Source organism: Erythrobacteraceae bacterium WH01K, assembly GCA_027941995.1.
GTDB lineage: Bacteria > Pseudomonadota > Alphaproteobacteria > Sphingomonadales > Sphingomonadaceae > CAJXSN01.
Map to the genome: position 1 here is coordinate 478,979 of CP115966.1, position 16,923 is coordinate 495,901.

Sequence of the window (16,923 nt, forward strand, 5' to 3'; positions counted from 1 at the left end):
AGGGGGGGGGCCTAGCGCGTCTCGCCTTCGCGCGCGAAATGCGTCTTCCAGTCGGCCCGGCCGCTCGCTGCCATGTGGCTGCGGACGAGCGCCACTTCGGCGGCGATCGTTTCGGCGCGTTCGTCCCAGCCATCATGGGTGCGCTTGCGCAGCAGCCATCCGCCACTGTGATCCGGACCCCATGCCTGCATGAAGCGGGTCGCTGCCGCCGGGTCGTATCCTGCATTGGCGATCAGCCACGGGGCAAGGCGATCGGCCTCCCGCTCGGTCGCACGGACCAGCCTGCGCTTCCGCCCCCGCTCGTCCAGGAGGGCGCGGTGCCGCAGGATGTTGTGCGCCAGTTCGTGCGCGATGACGGCGGCCAGTTCCGGGTCGTCATAGGCGAGGCCGGGAAACTCTTCCCCGATGACCACGCGCTTGCCATCGGCCGCGGCGCGTTTGCCGATGGCACCGATCTCGAACCGGGTGGCGCAAGCAGGTGTCCCGATGATGGTGACGTCGCGCCCTTCCGCCGTGGTCAGCGTGACCTGGCCCGTTTGCTCCAGCGCGGTTTCCATGCGGGTGTTGAGCGACGTCATGCGCAGCCATTTGCGCTCCTCGTCGAACACGGCGTCCGCAACCTCCTGCCCCGCGACGGCGCGGATCGCGGTATCCCTCGCCAGCAGACCGTCTGCCGGTCCGCCCGGCACGGCCACCTGCACCGCGATATCACCGTTGAGGCCGAGGGCCTCGCGCAGCAGCGCGCTGTCGCCATAGGCGGCAATGTCGTGCAGCATCAGGCCGGGGCTGGGGCGGGTCTCTTCGCAGAAGGGGGCGTTGGCCGTCGCCAGTTCGTGGCCCAGCCGCTGGATGCGCGCGTCCTTGGCCCGGAGCTCGGCAAAATCGGCGGGGATGGCGAGCCCCTCGGCCATAGCTGGGTCCTGCGCGAGTGCCGGCACTGCCAGCGCCGCGAGCCACAGGCACGATAAGGCGGTAAAGGCGGCGCGCATCATGCGCCCGCGTCGTCGACCCCGGCGGCGATCAGCTCTGCCAGCCGTTCCTGTCCCACGGCCCCTTCCAGCGGGGTTCCGCCGGCAATCCAGCTGGGCGTGCCGCCAAAGCCCAGGGCCTGCGCCACCGACTGGTTTTTCGCCAGTTCCACGGTGATGTCCTCGCCCACTGCGTCCTCGATCGCGCGATCGAGGTCGAGCCCTGCCTTCGCGGCGGCGCGGCGGATGGATTCGGCATCGCGGCTGTCTTCCTCGAACAGGGCCGCGTGAAAAGCTGCGTATTTGCCCTGCTTGGCAGCGGCAAGCGCCATGCGGGCCGGTTCCTCGCTGCCTTCGAAGATCGGCCATTCGCGCACCACCACCCGCAGCTCGGGATCGGCGGCGACCAGCGCATCGACATGGTCGCGGGCCATCCGGCAATAGCCGCAATTATAGTCCGAGAATTCGACCAGCGTGCGCGTGCCCTGCGGATTGCCGAGCACCGCGCCGGGGAAGGGCTGCATGGCGTCGCCGCCGACCTGTGCCAGCCGCTCCTTCGCCTCCTGCTTCTGGTAGGCCTCTGCCATTTCCGGCAGGATTTCGGGGTTTTCCAGCAGGTAGGCGCGGGTCTGTTCCTGCCCCATGCCGGTCCGGTCATACAGCGCCGCGCCGCCGAAGCCTGCGACCAGTGCCAGCGCGCCCGATGCCGCGATCGTCGTCCAGTTGCCTGCCATGTGCCCCTACCTCGAGTCCCTGATCCGCTCCAGTTCGGCGCGGGCCTGCAGCGTGATGTCCTGCGCCCTCAGCCAGTCGGGCGAGCCTTCCGGCAGGCTTGCCTCGGCAGCCAGTGCGCTTTGCAGGGCGCGGCCGTAATCGCGGTTCAGCACCTGCTGTTCTGCCGTGGCCAGCTGTGCGCGCGGCATGTCGCCCTGCGCGGCATGGGTCTTGCCCAGCTGGTACCATGCGAAGGGGTTCAGCCGGTCGCGGCTGACCGCGGCGCGCAGGACGTTCTCCGCCTCGGGCAGGTGGCTTTCGTCTTCCGTGGCGATCAGGGCATGGCCGAAGATCGAGGCGATCAGCGGCTGGGAATTGGTCAGTTCGGTCGCCTGGCGCAGGGGTTCCAGCGCGTCGGCCGCGCGGCCCGATTCCAGCAGGACCTGCCCTTTCAGCTCGAGGAAATAGGGGTCGGCGGGGTCCAGCTCCAGCAGGGCATCGACCTCTGCCAGCGCCCGGTCCATGCGCGCATCCTTGTGATAGGCATAGGCGCGGGCATAGCGCGCGGCGACGTCGGTCCGGCTTTCGGGGAAAGAACCCAGCGTGCGCGCAGGGTCGGCAAGATAGCCCGACAGTTTCGCCTTCACGCGCATGAAGCGGGCCTGCAGCGCAGGATCGTCCGGCGCATCCCATGCAGGGTCGGCGGTGTAGACCTCGCGCAGGCGGGCAATGCGGTCGCCCGACAGCGGGTGGGTCCGCACGAAGCCGGCCTCGTCGTCCTGGCTGCGGCCATAGCGGAATTCCTGGTTCTGCAGCTTGCCGAAGAAGGTCAGCGAACCGCGGCCCGAGATACCGGCATCGGACAGAAATTGCGCGCCCGCCGCGTCGGCGGAGGATTCCTGCACGCGGGTGAAGGCGAGGAACTTGCCCAGGGCCGCCCTCTGCCCGGCCAGCACGGCGCCCAGCGCCGCATCGCCTGCGCCGGCAGCGGCAGCGCCCACGGCAATCAGCAGCGACAGGAGCGACACGCCGGTCGCCGATTTCGCGCCTTCGCCGAAGCGGGTGATGTGCCCGCCGGTGATATGGCCCAGCTCGTGCGCGATGACGCCCTGCACCTCGTTGGCCGTATCGGCGGCATCGATCAGCCCGGAATGCAGGTAGACGACCTGCCCGCCCGCGACGAAGGCGTTGATGGACGGGTCGTTGACCAGCACGATGTCGACATTGCCCGGCTCCAGCCCCGAAGCCTCGACCAGAGGATAGGACATTTCCTGCAGCAGCGCCTCCGTCTCTGCATCGCGCAGGATCGATTGGGCGAAAGCGGGCTGGACGGTGAAGGCGACCAGCGCGCAGAGCGCCAGCAGGTTGGCAAGGATGCGCATGGCGGCCATCTACTCCGTTTCGCCCTGAACGGCGGCTGAAGCCGGTCTGTCCGGGGACGCGAGGTGCCGGTCCAGAAACCGCAGGATTTCGGCCTTCACCCGCCCGTCTTTCCGGAACGGGGTGGACAGCGCCATCACGATGGGGATGTGACCCATGCCGGGGATGCTGTCCGTCTGCACCCGGCCTGTCGGCATTCCCGCATCCACCAGCGCATCGGCAAGAGCGGGGACATTGCGCGGCTTCACCGTCCCGTCCGCATCGCCGGTCATCAGCAGGGCGGGCGGCGCGTCGGCCCGTGCGAACGCGATCGGCTGGGTCTTTTCGAGCGGATTGGCATGGCCGAACGCAGCCCGCGTCGAATCGCTGTCGAGGGGCAGGAAATCGTAAGGTCCGGCAAGGCCCACCCACGCATCGATCGTGTTCGGCCCCAGCCCCTCTGCCGCCAGCCACTGCGTATCCAGCGCCAGCATGGCGGCGTTGTAGGCGCCGGCCGAATGGCCCATCACCGCGATCCGGTCCGGATCGCCGCCGTGACGTGCGATATTGTCGTGGATCCAGCGCAGGGCAGCGGCCCCGTCCTGCAGCATGGCGGGAAATTTCCCGGCCTCGCCCAGCCGGTATCCGGCCGAGACGACGACATAACCCTCTGGCGCGAAATTGCGGCCGACAAAGGCGTAGGGTTCGGGATCGCCGCTGCGCCAGCTGCCGCCGTGGATGAAGACGAGGACCGGCAGCGAGGCTTCTCCAGCGCCGCCGGGCGCACGGTGGACGAACAGGCGCTGCTGGGGATGGTCGCCGAAGCTGACCGGTCCCTCCACCAGTTGCGCGTCGCCGGAGGTGTAGAAGCCGTCCACCCGGTCCAGCGTCTCGACCGATTGCGCGTTCAGCGCGGCATACCACAGCCCGGCGCCCACCATGCCGAGGCCGATGACGGCCGCCGCGATCCAGATCATTCGCCTGGAGCCCCTGCCTGCATTGTCCCTACCCATGATGCGCGTGAGGCCTAGGCGGCCTCGTCCCCCTTTTCGACCGCTTCGACGATCTTCGACGTCGCTCCGTCTGCGGAAAGTCCGGCCTTCTTCAGGAAGTCCTGCCCCAGATCGTAGCTTTCGCCCAGCCATAGCGGGACGCCGGCTTCCTCGATGGCGGCCTTGGCAGCGACTTCTTCGGGGCTGAACGGTCCGGCGGCCTTGCGGATGAAAACCGCGGCGATGCGATTCGCGTGCTCCTGCACGATCTCGCCGAATGCGGTCAGGTCGCCCTGTGTATCGTCGCCGATCATGGCAAAGCGCAGCGAAGGGTAATCCGCCAGGATGCGGCGGATGGCATCGGTCTTGTGCGATCCGTGGCTGGACGAGCCGAACGTGCTGCGATCCAGGCCCCAGTCGCGCAGGAATACAGGGCCGAGCGGCATTTCCCGCTGCCGCTTGAACGCGACGAGATAGCTGAACAGGTTCCACGGGCTGGACGATACGTAGAAGAACGGGCGGTGGAAGGCGCGAATGCGGTCGCCGGTATGCGTCTCGCCCTCCGCCAGCACGCGGCCTCCGCCGAGCGAGGAATAGAATACGTCCGCACCCGGCACGGCCAGGCGTTCGTCCGGCATCTGCGCCAGCACCCGCCGCCAGTTGCGCGCCACGCTGCGCAGATTGCCGGTAATGCCGGTTTCGATGATCGTGTCATCGATATCGGAAATGACTGCCAGCGACGCGCTGCGGCCGGGTGCCAGCACATGGCCTTCGATGCACTGGTCGCCATCCCCGTTCGTCCAGTGCAGCGTCACCACTTCCCACGACGTGTTCTCCGGCAGCGGGAGAGGGTCGTCGAGCGCGATTTCGAAGGTGACGAAACCTTCCTTGTCCGTTGTGCCGGGCACTTCGATGCTGGAGCCGTCGGCGCGCTCTACTTCCAGCCGCGCTTCCATTCCCGCGACCTCGTGGCTCAGGAACTGGGCCAGCATGGTGCGCATGGCCTGCCACCTCCCGCCGCCATCGAAGCTCGACTTGGCCGAGCGCAGGGCACGCGCCTTCATGTAAAGGTGGGTTTCGTTGCGGTGGCCGAAATAGGGCTGGAGGCGGACGGGCGCAGTCGGGAACAAGGGCATGGGCAGGGGCTAGCGGCAGGACGCCCCCAGCGAAACCCCGTCAGGGCAAACAAACGTGTTCCGGCAATGCAGGCAAGGCTGCGACCGGCAGGTTCAGCCGACCAGCTTGCGCCCGACCTGCTCCACCAGTTTCACATCGTCCTCGATCTCGCCGACCAGCACCACTTCGCCCGTTGGCAGGCGGCGGATCATGACGATGCCGAATTCGGGGCCCTCGGCGGAAATCGATGCGAGCGCACGCGGTTCGATCTCGCGCAGCTTCTTCGCCAGGGTTTCGCGGACCTCGCCTTCCTCGGCCACCGGTTTGCCGGCTTCCTCGCGGCGCAGGCGGCGTTCGGCCTGTACGACGCCCTTCAACCCGCCCTCTGCACTCGACAGGAATTCGCGCAAGGTGCCGCGCTTCAGTTCCATGCGGTGTGCATGGCTCAGCACGGCGGCATATTCGGTCAGGCGGGTCTTGTCGTAATCCGCCCCGAAGACGAGCTTCACGACCGGCGTCATCGGCGCTCGGTCCTGCACGGTCAGGCCGCTTTCGCTGACCAGTTCGGCAAAGTCCTCGGGCGCTTCCTCTGCGGCCAGGCTGACGTCGTAGGCGCGGCCGACCGCGGCATAGAGCGCGTTGCGGCTGCGATCTTCGGACGTACTGGCAGCCTGCGCCAGTTCGCGTGCATCGGCGAGACAGTCGTAAAGACCGGCGTTCTCGTCGATCTCGACCGAAGGGGTGAAGGTGATCTCCGTCGCCGGAGCGGGGATGTCTGAGGCAGGTTCGCCGGTTTCCGGGCTGGCGACGGCAAACGGGTCGAGATCGAGCGGTGCTTCGGCCTCGGGCTCATCCGCTACCGCGTCATCCAGTTCCAGCGGCGCTTCCAGTTCGAACGGCGCTTCCAGTTCCAGCGAGACATCCTGTGCGGTTTCCCCGGCATCGTAGCCTTGCGGGATCGCTGGCTCGTCGTCCCAGTCCGATCCTTCGTCTTCCGTGTCCATTGCCGAGGGCACATCGCCGGGCAGCGGGTTCGCCGCGGGAAGGATGGGTTCCTTCGCCTGGCGCTCGCCCTTGGGCTTGATCAGGCTGGAAAGCGGGGTCGACCAGTCTTCGGCATCGTCGCTTTCGGCATCGTCATAGGCATCTTCGCCATCCTCGCTGCCCTCTTCTTCGCTGGCGAGCAGGCGCGCGGCCATGGCTTCGGCTTCGGCGCGGACGTCGGCCTCTGCATCGAAGGTCGCAGTGCTGTCGCCGAACGCGGGCAATGGCAGGTCGTCGAAGCCGTCATCGGCACCGTCGTCGCCACCCGTTGTGTCCGCCGCAGGACCGTCGGCCCAGTCGCCGATGGGGTCTTCGGAATGGTCGCGGTCGTCCTCTGCGCCTTCCGGCTCCGCACCTTCCAGCGCGTTGTCGATTTCCAGCAGCAGGGCATCGGTCGTGATCTGGTCGGCCACTTCCTTCCAGTTGATGACGCCGTAGATGAAATCGATCGTGTCGTCGTCGCTGGAGAAGGGCAGCAGGATGCCGCGATAAAGCACGGTCGCGCCGCGCTGGTTCACGAATTCCGCCTCGAAGCCGATCGGCGCCTTGTTGGCGAGGATCTGCATGTAGTGGTCGGTAATACGGCTCAGCAGCGAACGGCTGGGCACGTCTTCCAGGGTCTCGATCTCGGCATCGGCATCGCATTCGCCGGCCAGCTTCGCGCCGAGATAGGGCACGGCCGGGTTTTCTATGCCCGAGGTGAAATCCAGCAGGACCGAGAACGGGCCGAAATCGTCCAGCGTCTCGGGCTCCAGATCCTCGATGCAGGGCAGGCTGCGGTCGCCCAGCAGGCTGGCCCAGAAATTATAGGCCCGGACCTGCATCCGCCGCTCGTCCTGACCGACGGGGGAGGGGGGCGACTGCACTTCCATGCCGTCGTCCTGCTCGTCCTCGTCGAAGTCGTCGGCGTCGATCTCGTCATCCCAAGCGGATGACCCGAATTTGCCGCGCAGCGTGTCCATCAGTCCCATTGCCCCTGGCTTTGCCTGTTGCGGGCCGTAGGTGACCCTTCACCACAGGGGTATGAGGGGGCATGGTAAACATACGGTTAAGGGCTTTTCGCCCCGCGATGCGCAGTGCGGGCGTCTCCGGCAGCCAGCCGCCGTGACGTCGGCGCGCCAGTCCGGAGCGCCGAGCTGCCAGAGCAATCAGAAGAGGTAGCGCATCGTGATCCGCTGGCGGACCGGTGCATCGGCCACTTCGAACGACGCGGAGGAGAAGCTGGGCGGCCCCATCTTCAGCTTCGCATCGCGCGAGAAACCGAACCCTTCCTTGGGCATCATCATCAGCGCACGGTCCGCCTTGCCATTGGCGTTCTCGTCATGGAGCAGGGCGATCGCATAGGTCCCGGCAGGCACGTTGTGAAAGGTGATCCGGACGCCGTTGCGGGCGGCGGCGCGGGCCTCGAACGCGGCGGCATCGCCTTCGCAATCGGGGAAATGCTTCCGGCTCGACGTCAGGCAGGCGAGGATATCGCCCTTCGCATTGCGCAGCTGCGTGACGTCGACCGTGACGTCCTGCACCTGCGGTGCGGCATTGCCGCCCGCCAGGATGGCAGCGCCCGCCAGCGTCAGGAGGGGCGCGCCCGCGATGGCGCGGCGGCGACGGCCACTGCGCCCCGTTGTTTCCCAGGCCGCCTGTACGCGTCGGCCAATCCCCCGTCCGTTCCGCATAATCTGTCCCATACCCTGAAATAGAGCCCGTAATTGCACCGGTATCTTTCATGGTGCAGCTGGTGATGGCTCGCCGTTATCACCCAGTCCCCTACCCTTGAATGAACAAGCGCGCGGGGAAAGATCTCCCACCCCATGTGATTGGTCACGCCCATCACCGTCATGATGCCCAGCACCAGTCCCAGCATCGCGACGTGGATCGGCACCAGGAAAACCAGCGCCGGGATGACGACCGCGCCGGTCAGCGCCTCGACCGGGTGGAAACTCATCGCGGCCCACGCGGTCGGAGGGCGGCTGGCATGGTGCACCGCGTGGGCGATGCGGAAGGCGCGCGGCTCGTGCATCCACCTGTGGGTCCAGTAGAACCAGGTATCGTGCGCGAAGAGATAGGCGATGACGGAAAGCGGCAGGTACCACAGCGGATAGTCGTTCCAGCCGGTATAGACCTGCGTCCAGCCATGCGCCTGCCAGCCCCATGCGATGACGCCTGCCGGAATGCCGTAAAGCGCGGCCGAGGCAAGCGACCAGCCGATTTCGCGCCGGACCTGCCTGCCGAGTTTCGCGTGATAGCCGGGGCGGACCTTGCCCGTGATCCAGGCGAAGATGCCGCTGGTCGCCAGGTAGCGCAGCGCGACGATGACGCTCATCGCCGCCGCCGACCAGCCGATTGCCGCCCAGGGCGCATCGAAGAAACCGGTAAGGTTCGCCATCATTCCGTCCAGACCCGCATCGGCAGGCATCTTACGCCGCCTCGCCTAGCCTGCAAAGCCTAACGAAGTGCTGAGTGCGGTGGCCGTGTGGTCCGAGTGGAGCGGGTCGGGCAGTACAGCGCAGCGCCGATTAGGTGCCGCGCCGACGGGCCGCCTATTCCCCAGCGCCCCAGGGCGCGCATTCGCCGTCGCTCGCCACGGTCATGCGCCTGAGCGCGGTCCGGGCGAGGCGCTCCACCTCCACCTTGCGCCGCGCGGCGGCCAGCGGTTCGGTCGGTGCGGGCCGCACGATTTCCGCGTCATAGGCGTCGGCGACGATGATGCCGCACGCATCGGGACGAAACGCATCGGTCTCCAGCACGCCGCGATCGAGGTCGGGGGCCAGCGCCCAGTAGAACTTGTCGCAATGCTCCAGATAATCGGGCCATTTCGCATCGCCGAGCAGGTCCGCCCGGCTGACCTTGATTTCCACGATGATCACGCGGCCTTTCGCATCGATGCCCATCAGGTCCGCGCGGCGGCCCCCCTTCAGCGGCATTTCGGGCAGGCACCAGATGCCGTTGCGGGCAAACATCCGCGATATGCCGCGGCACAGGCCGCCGGCATCGTTGGCAACGGGATTGGCGAGCGGGATGGCGGATGCGCTGCCGGCGCTGTCCGATTCGGTCTGGCTGGAGAGGGTCGCTGTCATGCAGACTGTCTGGAACAGACCGTGAACTTCGTCAAGCGGCTGGTGCCAGGCCCGGCCTGCCTACGCGGCGCGGCGCCCTTAGTTAACCCGCTGCGCGGCGCTCTTTGTTAACCCGCTGCGCGGCGGGGACCATTGCCACCCGTATCGGGAATCAGGGCGAGCAGCGCCGCGCGGGCATGGTGAAATTCGCGCCACAGGGTGAGGGCGGGCGTCGTTGCGTCCTGTCCCCGTGCACGCACCGCCAGCAGCGCGGTAAGACCGGGGCGCATCATCGCGCCCAGATCGGCGATACCCTGCTCCGCCAGTTCCAGCCGCGCCCCACCGGCATCGCGGATGATGGCGGGAAAGTTTCGGATCTCCGGGCTCGTCCGCTCGGGCGCGAGATTGGCCATCGCCGCGACGGCCGCCGCTGCATCCTGCAATGCGGCCCATTCGACGCTCATGGCAGGATTGCCTGGCCGCCGGGCGGCAGGCGTACTCGCGGAAGGATTGGTATGCGCGTTCATCCCGCCTGCCTTAGCCGGGCGGCCATTGCCAAATCGCTAATGCGCGCCCGTCTGGCTGCGGACCGTCATTATCGCTGGCAAGCGAGCCCCCCCTTTGCTATCGGCCCGCCCCGCACGATTGCAAAACCGCAAGCCTGCACAGGCGATGCACCCGTAGCTCAGCTGGATAGAGCGCTGCCCTCCGAAGGCAGAGGCCAGAGGTTCGAATCCTCTCGGGTGCGCCAGCTTTTTCAAGCACTTGCCGCGCCGCACAATTTCACTGGGGATGCCCGTAAGTGAAATATAAGTGCAGGCCGTGATTTTTCCCCAGAAAATCAGCAGATTTTGCGAGTTCGTGCGTTCATAAAGGTTTGCAACTGTCCAAATTTGTACGGACCGGCTTGGCCTTGCGCTGTGAGATGACTTACAAAAATGTCGGCTTGGCCGAGACGGCGTACTGAAGCAGACGTTCCGCTAACGATCCGATTGCGGACATTGGCATATAGCCAGCTTTGCACCTCAATCTCGGTCATTAACCCTTTGCCGCCGCTCTCCTGAAAGCGGACTTCAACCCAAATTGCCCGACGTGGCTGCGCTACCAGTAGCGATGACAGTCGATCGCACGAGCGAGATGTGGAATCACGCGAACTAGACTGCATAGGGACAGCGCAACCTTCCAGCCTTTCGGCGTTGGTTGCACTCTCGACGAAAGGCCGCTCCATGATATCGGACCAACGGCCCGCTCACCCAGAGATGGTGAGATAGGCTTCAAATTTCGAAGGCCGCTCAACGGAACAGCATTCCAGTAAGTTGAAGCCACTTTGAAGGCTCCCTACCAAAAGCCGGACCAAGGCTCAGATATTTTAAACCCCGTCCACGACTTCTTCCACGCAATCGACGTCATCAGGTTCACAGAAAATCACTTCGTCAACTGACTCGCGAGCGTCAATTCCGTCGCCAGAGATGACCTCTTTTTCAACCCCTTCTTCTTCGATTGGCTCAACGACGACGACGTCAGGCTCTCCGCAGGCGGCGAGCAGGACAAAGCCAACCAGAAATGCGTAACCTATCTTCATCATAAATCTCCAAATTACTGCGAAACACTTCGAAATCGGGCTTAAGGGTCGAAGGGGAGGGGGGGCTCGACTGATGTCGAGCCCATGACGTTGCTTCTTCAACACGCCACCTGTGGTTTAGAAGCGAACTGCATGCTATCGACGACACGAAGGCAGACGATGCCTGAGGACAAGCGGCGATTACCAGTCGTCTGCGACGCGATCAACGCCAATTTCTTATTCTACGTTTGCAAATCCGACGCATGAGACAATGGCTCAATCAGCCCTGAATTGTCCCCGGATAGCACCTTCCGGATACTCGGACGTGTGAATCTGGACGTAATATAGCTCTGGCCCAGTACTCAGCATCTTGCTTGCAAGCCCGGCGCCCTCAATGCAGCCATTCCAACCGCCTCCTTCACCACGCTCTAGCGTGGCTTCAACAAGGCCATTCTGGCCGTACCGGCCGTAATGGATATGCGTCCCCGTCGCAGCACCGATATTTTGGACGTTCCAGACATTGTAGCAGACAGCATCTTTGTCGCGGGTAATAGTCAACTGGGCCACAGCAGATCCATTGAGATCGCCTTCGCCGACAACGGAGACCCCACTAAGTTCCGTGTCATACGCTGCTTCTACAAATCCAACTGTCTCATCATCCATCGTCGAACAAGCAGCGAGTGCGGCGCACGAAGCCGCGAACGGTAGAATTCTGTGGACGATCATAAAGCCTTCTCCTCGAAAAATAGTGTGGATTTCCTTGCCAGGCGGGAGCCACCTTAAAAAGCTAGGATGTGGCGCGCCACAAAAGTGAACTCGGGCTTACTGCTGGAATCTGAAGAGATGGTCGGAGCTAATTGTTCCCATTTTCATGCGGGGCACCGCAAGAGCAGGGCCAAACTAGCTTGCAATTCGGTCAGGTCACATGTTCGCTTTCTATTTGTGGACGCCCCATAGGATGCAAGCGGTATTTTGAGAGGTTTGGCACTCAGTCGGATGCTGCCATCTGTCCGGCCTCTTGGTCCAACTTTTCGTGCTGCGGGCCCGTATGGGAGTTCGTGGACCGGAACCACATCACCCTAAGCGTGCTGATGAAGCACGGTGGAAAATCGCAAGGAAAAAGTGAGATCTATCGGACGCTTGCCTAAATCGCCCCCGAAGTGCGGCCCGCGCACGTCGGCTTTCCGCCCACTTCGTGACGCTTTCCCAGAGCTAACTATGTGCCAGAAGCAAACCGTCAGCTAACGACCCAATCGCCGAAATTGGCTTCAAGTAATCCTTGCTCGGTAATTCCGGACAGTTGCGGGAACGGTAGGTTGAACATGGCATGACCTCCTACCGAGGCACTCACCTGTTCCTCGCGTATCACCTTGCGACAAAGTGTCGCATGCCAGCGCCCGGTTGGTGCAACTAGTGTCAAAATTCAGCGTTATTTGAATGGGAGGCTAACTGGGCGTTCCGTTTGATTGGGGCGCCTTACGAAGAGAGGATGCCATCATGGCACAGCCAAATGAACCGGACCGCGACCAAGGCGGCCAGAAACAGAATGAACAGCAGGCCGGTCAAAAGCAGACCGATCGCAAGCAGAACGGCCGAAACAAGGATCAAGACCAAAACAAAAGCCCCCAGAAAAGGCAATTTCTGGTTTGTGATCCCAGCTGTTTCGTCAGCTTGAAGCGAGGTTGAAGGGCCACCGTTGACCGGTGGCCCTTTAGCTTGAGGCATCGTAGCCGATTAATCCAGTCACTATTCAAAAGCGGGCATTGCGCTAGTCAAAAGCGAGCATCGCCCATCCATACCCGGCTTGGTCTCAGAGCGATGTGATGGAGCTTCGGCAATTGCTTGGGCAAGCCTATTCTCGTCTCGAATCCGGCTGGCTTGCTCGCCCATGCCTCACTATTGGATTGAAGCATTGGCGGACAACCGCGCAGGCAAGGCGCCATTGCTCTGGCATCGCCGATCTCGGCATAAGATTGAAGGAACACACCTTCTATCCAGCCATTGAAGAGGCATGGACATTCAGCAAGACCAACAGAAATTCCGCGACAGCAAGCCCTCCCGTCTTGGACGAGGGATTGAGCGTTTGACCCACCCATTTGGCAAAGCGCTAGCATCCGTGGTGCCGAAGGGTTGTGTCGAAGCTGTATTGAAAGGTCTCGACAGCGCGATTGCAGCGCCGCAGCTCGTTCGTTTCGATCACGATACAACCGACATCGCCGCTGCACACCGTGCTGCTAACAAAGTAGCCCGAGCGGCGCGAAGCATTAGCGCGACCACTGGCGCAGCCGCAGGTTTGGGCGGCGCGCTTTCGATGAGCGCGGACATACCTGCAACCATCGGCATCGCCTTGCGCACTATTCGGGACACCGGACGCGCCTACGGGTTTGAAGGCGAAGGTGCCGCTGAAAAGTTGTTTCGGCTACAGGTTTTGGAGCTAGCCGCGCTCGATGATCCCGAGGAACGTGAGGCGCGTATTTCCGATTTAGAAGCAAGCATCGGCGATCAAGGTCAACTGATTCACGCTGATCACGAACATATCACCCCGATTGTTGACCAGGCGGTCGAGCGCGTGTCGCGAGCTATTGCGTTTGCAAGCTTCCGCAGTCGAGCTGGCATGATCGTTCCAATGATCGGATCGATAGTAGGCGGCGTGGTGAACTCGTCGTTCCAGAATGACGTCGGTAAAGCTGCCCGGTTCGCGTTCCAGGCTAGGCGTTTGAACGCAATTGGGAAGGCGCCCAGCTGAGTGATCTTTTTCGCATCGTTGTCATTTGTTCAAGTCGCTTTCGCGCGACCTACTCAAGGGAAGACCGCAACCGCTTGAGCATACTTCACTGAAAGTTTAGCTCAGTCACCGTCCGCCATTCTAGGCCGTAGCTCCAACTTCAATCCAACTTCGCACCTAGCCCAAGAAAATCTGACACCGTTTGCATCTCACTGCACCGGAACGCTCGTCCTTGCAGTGCTACGAAAGCGAGATTCGGAACAACTCAACCGTCCGAAAGGTTGTCTGGCTAAAGGGGAAATCAATCGTGAAGAAGTTCGGCACCGCTCTTATTGTTGTTGCGACACTCATGCTCATTGCGGTTCTGGTTTCTCTCATTCCAAGCGACGCGTGGTTTATCAGGACTGTTGATCTCGTGCGTGAGCCAATGTCTTACATTGCTGCGCTCTTACTAATTCTCGCGCTGTTCATAGGCGGAGCTCGGCGTTGGGCTGCAGTCGCCATGTTTGGGCTGGTCATTCTCATCAACGTCTGGCGCATTTGGCCGTATTCCTTTCTCGCCGATACGCAGCTCGCGCTTGCAGAGGAAGTCGCACCAGCAGATGACGGCAAGTGCTTCTCCGCAATGTCAGTCAATGTGAAGGTCAAGAACGACCAATATGACGAGATAATCGCACAAGTGCGACAGCATGATCCCGATGTCCTATTCTTGATGGAAACGGATGCGCGGTGGATCAATCAACTGGAGCCCGTCTTATCGGCTTATGAGCATGTAGACCGGCACCCGCAACCAGAAGCGTTTGGATTGGTGTTCGCCACGCGGCTGCCGACCTTGAAGTCCAGTGTGGTTGAGAACACCCATAGAGACACACCGACGCTATATGCGACCCTCCAGGCTGACGGAGCGAAACCGATTGAATTCATCGGCCTGCACCCGAAACCGCCGCTACCCGGATGGAACACGGAAAGGCGTGACGAAAATATCGTGAATGCCGGCGTTCAGACACCCGATCGGCTACCTGATGCCTTCGTCATGGGTGATTTCAACGATGTCCCCTGGTCCCGCACAACATCGAAGTTTCGCGCGACAGGCGACTGGCGTGATCCCCGCATAGGTCGCGGAACCTATCCCACATTTCCGGCGAACTTGCTTTTTGCTGGCTGGCCGTTGGATCAACTCATGTTGAAGGGCGAGCTTCGCTTGCAGTCTTTTGAAGTGCTGGCTGACAATGGTTCTGACCATCGCGCCCTACTGGCCTATCTCTGCTCACCCATCGTGACGGCCAGTGAGCGTTTGCGTAGCGATTAAGCAATATAGGTAAGTTTCCTGACATTCTCATGATCATGAATGCAGTCTCGGAACATTTCTGACGCAGGACTGATTAAAGGGCATGATAAGTTTCCAGCAATGCTCACGTAAATTGCACCCAATTGGGAAATTCCAATGACCTTTTTCGTTCGCCGTAATCTTACTGCTATGTCTGCGATTGCGCTCGCCGGAACGACAGTTTCCGCACAGTCCAGTGACGATTCCTCGCCATCCATGACAAAGATCACCAGCGACGTTCCGGCGTCGGCATTCTCAGGGTCGCGTTCGCGGGAAATCCTGATCGCGCAAGTACTGGTTGACCGAAGCCGCCATTCTCCCGGTGTAATCGATGCCTATGACGGAGGAAACACGCAGCGCGCCATTAGGGCCTTCGAAGAGGCCAACGGTTTGACCGCTGACGGCAAGATCGACGATGTTTTGATGAAGAAGCTGTCGGAAGAGCTGGGAAGCGGAATCCTGTTCGAGTACACGATCACTTCCGATGATCTTGAAGGACCTTTCAAGCCAGTTCCCAGCGGGATGGAGGCCATGTCTAAACGCGATAGGCTTGGATACTCCAGTGTTGAAGAGATGCTGAGCGAAAAATTTCGCATGACGCCTGGCCTGCTGAATGCGCTTAATCCTAAAGCGGATATGTACGCACCGGGGACCAAAATTCTCGTTATCGACGGTGGTGACGAGCAAGCTGCCGGTTCGATCGCGCGTATCGAAGTCGACAAGGCTGGGTCCGAGCTTCGCGCCTATGACAGCGATGACAAACTGATTGCATCCTATCCAGCCACCGTTGGTAGCAGCGAGTTCCCCTCCCCATCAGGCACCATGACAGTGAACGTGATCGCCGCTGCTCCAACCTACACCTTCGACCCGTCCGATCAAAGCTGGGGAGGCGATGAGCCACTCTCGATTGCCGCGGGTCCGAATAATCCAGTAGGAGGGACGTGGATTGATCTTGGAAAAGAAGGTTATGGCATTCACGGAACTCCAAATCCTTCCACTATTGGCAAAACCGCGAGCCACGGGTGTGTTCGACTAACCAATTGGGATGCCGCTGAATTGGCGAAGGCAGTCCAGCCAGGAAAGACACAGGTAGTTTTCAAATAGGTAGGGGCTTCTGCTCGAACAGTTGATTGAACGCGGTCACTTTCCTCCAGTCATCCCAAATTCGACGCGCTTCAACCTGATGTCACCAAATGGTCAGGCGCGTAATTGGTCTTGAAGGGTTTCTATGATCATTCAACTTCCGAAAAAAGGACATAGAACCAATGACTAGTACAGTGTTCAAGTCGCTAACTGATACCACTTTCGACTCCGTCGAGGGTTATCGCAAAGCAGCAGAAAAGGCCGACAGTCCGCAGCTGAAGAACGCGCTCAATCAGCGCTGTAACCAGCGTGAGGCGACGTTAAGCCAAATGAATTCGCAGCTGCAGAGCCAAGGTGATGAACTGGTCACCAAGGGCACAGTCTCGGGAGAGCTTCATCAGATGTTCGCCAGTGTCGCCGACATGTTCGAGAGCGGCGATGAGGCCGCTGCCGAGCGCGTCGAAAAAGGCGAAGATTATCTAAAAAGCAAATTCGAGAGTGCCCTTAAGAGCGATCAGCTCGAAGCCGGCGAAAGAACGATCGTCCAGCAGTGTTATTCTGAAGTTTGCGAAGGCGAAAAGTTCGGCGACATGATTGAGCATCAGCACGACTAATATCATTTGAACCAGCGATTTGAGGGGCGTGCTTTAAGCGCGCCCCTTATTGCTTCAATACACATCCATAGGTCGATCGTTGATCGGAAGGCGAATGCCGGAACCGAAAATAATTTGAACGAACGGATTTTAGTGTACTGTCCGACTAACCGCACTTTGGTTCGCTGCAGTTCGCATCGACAGATTTAGCACCTTTAAGGCAGTTCCTAAAGCGGAACTAAACTAGATCAAATGATGTCCATGAAACGAACATTCTTCGCGTGAATTTTGCTCTAACCTATTTTGGAAATAGCGGTGCATCTGCTCTGACAGTGCCCTCCGTCGTGCTACGCGCAAGATGCGTGAGCGAACGAGCCCTTAGATTGGA

At 61.6% G+C, this 16,923-nt stretch carries 16 protein-coding genes, 1 tRNA gene and 1 pseudogene; 5 read left to right on the top strand and 13 right to left on the bottom strand.

Features of this window, described 5'->3' with window-relative positions; genetic code table 11:
- Nucleotides 1–11: 11 nt before the first annotated feature.
- The 10 genes and pseudogenes from PF049_02495 to PF049_02540 all read right to left on the bottom strand — a co-directional run bounded on the left by PF049_02495 (nt 12) and on the right by PF049_02540 (nt 9,710).
- Entirely contained in the window at nt 12–992 is a 981-nt protein-coding gene (locus tag PF049_02495; protein WBY17055.1) for a M48 family metalloprotease, read from the bottom strand.
- Nucleotides 989–1,702, bottom strand: coding sequence for a DsbA family protein (locus PF049_02500; protein WBY17056.1), 714 nt, complete (start codon nt 1,700–1,702; stop codon nt 989–991). The genes PF049_02495 and PF049_02500 overlap by 4 nt, the downstream gene beginning before the upstream one ends.
- A 6-nt stretch (nt 1,703–1,708) precedes the next feature.
- Nucleotides 1,709–3,064: a M48 family metalloprotease gene (locus PF049_02505; protein ID WBY17962.1), complete on the bottom strand. Its 1,356-nt coding sequence runs from the start codon at nt 3,062–3,064 to the stop codon at nt 1,709–1,711.
- Nucleotides 3,065–3,073: 9 nt separating this feature from the next.
- Nucleotides 3,074–4,018, bottom strand: a complete 945-nt coding sequence (locus PF049_02510) for an alpha/beta hydrolase (GenBank protein WBY17057.1) — start codon at nt 4,016–4,018, stop codon at nt 3,074–3,076.
- Nucleotides 4,019–4,068: 50 nt separating this feature from the next.
- Nucleotides 4,069–5,169 (bottom strand): DUF2183 domain-containing protein, encoded by a 1,101-nt coding sequence (locus PF049_02515; protein ID WBY17058.1) that lies wholly within the window; start codon nt 5,167–5,169, stop codon nt 4,069–4,071.
- A gap of 1,434 nt (nt 5,170–6,603) precedes the next feature.
- Nucleotides 6,604–7,155, bottom strand: a pseudogene (locus PF049_02520) (hypothetical protein).
- Between the two features lie 186 nt (nt 7,156–7,341).
- The gene (locus tag PF049_02525) at nt 7,342–7,743 is read right to left on the bottom strand and encodes a DUF2141 domain-containing protein (protein ID WBY17963.1); all 402 of its coding nucleotides are present in this window, start codon (nt 7,741–7,743) and stop codon (nt 7,342–7,344) included.
- A 20-nt stretch (nt 7,744–7,763) separates the two neighbouring features.
- Complete coding sequence (locus tag PF049_02530) at nt 7,764–8,513, bottom strand: sterol desaturase family protein (protein ID WBY17964.1); 750 nt, start codon at nt 8,511–8,513, stop codon at nt 7,764–7,766.
- A 217-nt stretch (nt 8,514–8,730) separates the two neighbouring features.
- Complete coding sequence (locus tag PF049_02535) at nt 8,731–9,267, bottom strand: MmcB family DNA repair protein (GenBank protein WBY17059.1); 537 nt, start codon at nt 9,265–9,267, stop codon at nt 8,731–8,733.
- A gap of 107 nt (nt 9,268–9,374) precedes the next feature.
- A complete protein-coding gene (locus tag PF049_02540) occupies nt 9,375–9,710 on the bottom strand; it encodes a hypothetical protein (protein WBY17060.1) in 336 nt (111 codons plus the stop codon).
- 210 nt (nt 9,711–9,920) lie between these two features.
- On the opposite strand from PF049_02540, the gene PF049_02545 reads away from it, so the two are divergent.
- Nucleotides 9,921–9,997 (top strand) — tRNA-Arg (locus PF049_02545).
- 618 nt (nt 9,998–10,615) lie between these two features.
- Here PF049_02545 and PF049_02550 read toward each other — a convergent pair.
- The 3 genes from PF049_02550 to PF049_02560 all read right to left on the bottom strand — a co-directional run bounded on the left by PF049_02550 (nt 10,616) and on the right by PF049_02560 (nt 12,532).
- The gene (locus PF049_02550; GenBank protein WBY17061.1) at nt 10,616–10,831 is read right to left on the bottom strand and encodes a hypothetical protein; all 216 of its coding nucleotides are present in this window, start codon (nt 10,829–10,831) and stop codon (nt 10,616–10,618) included.
- 252 nt (nt 10,832–11,083) lie between these two features.
- Entirely contained in the window at nt 11,084–11,470 is a 387-nt protein-coding gene (locus PF049_02555) for a CHRD domain-containing protein (protein ID WBY17062.1), read from the bottom strand.
- An 813-nt stretch (nt 11,471–12,283) separates the two neighbouring features.
- Nucleotides 12,284–12,532 (bottom strand): hypothetical protein, encoded by a 249-nt coding sequence (locus PF049_02560; GenBank protein ID WBY17063.1) that lies wholly within the window; start codon nt 12,530–12,532, stop codon nt 12,284–12,286.
- A 286-nt stretch (nt 12,533–12,818) separates the two neighbouring features.
- On the opposite strand from PF049_02560, the gene PF049_02565 reads away from it, so the two are divergent.
- The 4 genes from PF049_02565 to PF049_02580 all read left to right on the top strand — a co-directional run bounded on the left by PF049_02565 (nt 12,819) and on the right by PF049_02580 (nt 16,556).
- Nucleotides 12,819–13,553, top strand: a complete 735-nt coding sequence (locus PF049_02565) for an EcsC family protein (GenBank protein ID WBY17064.1) — start codon at nt 12,819–12,821, stop codon at nt 13,551–13,553.
- Between the two features lie 286 nt (nt 13,554–13,839).
- Nucleotides 13,840–14,841: an endonuclease/exonuclease/phosphatase family protein gene (locus PF049_02570; GenBank protein WBY17065.1), complete on the top strand. Its 1,002-nt coding sequence runs from the start codon at nt 13,840–13,842 to the stop codon at nt 14,839–14,841.
- A gap of 135 nt (nt 14,842–14,976) precedes the next feature.
- Entirely contained in the window at nt 14,977–15,963 is a 987-nt protein-coding gene (locus PF049_02575; GenBank protein WBY17066.1) for a L,D-transpeptidase, read from the top strand.
- Nucleotides 15,964–16,136: 173 nt separating this feature from the next.
- The gene (locus PF049_02580) at nt 16,137–16,556 is read left to right on the top strand and encodes a PA2169 family four-helix-bundle protein (GenBank protein ID WBY17067.1); all 420 of its coding nucleotides are present in this window, start codon (nt 16,137–16,139) and stop codon (nt 16,554–16,556) included.
- Nucleotides 16,557–16,923 lie beyond the last annotated feature (367 nt).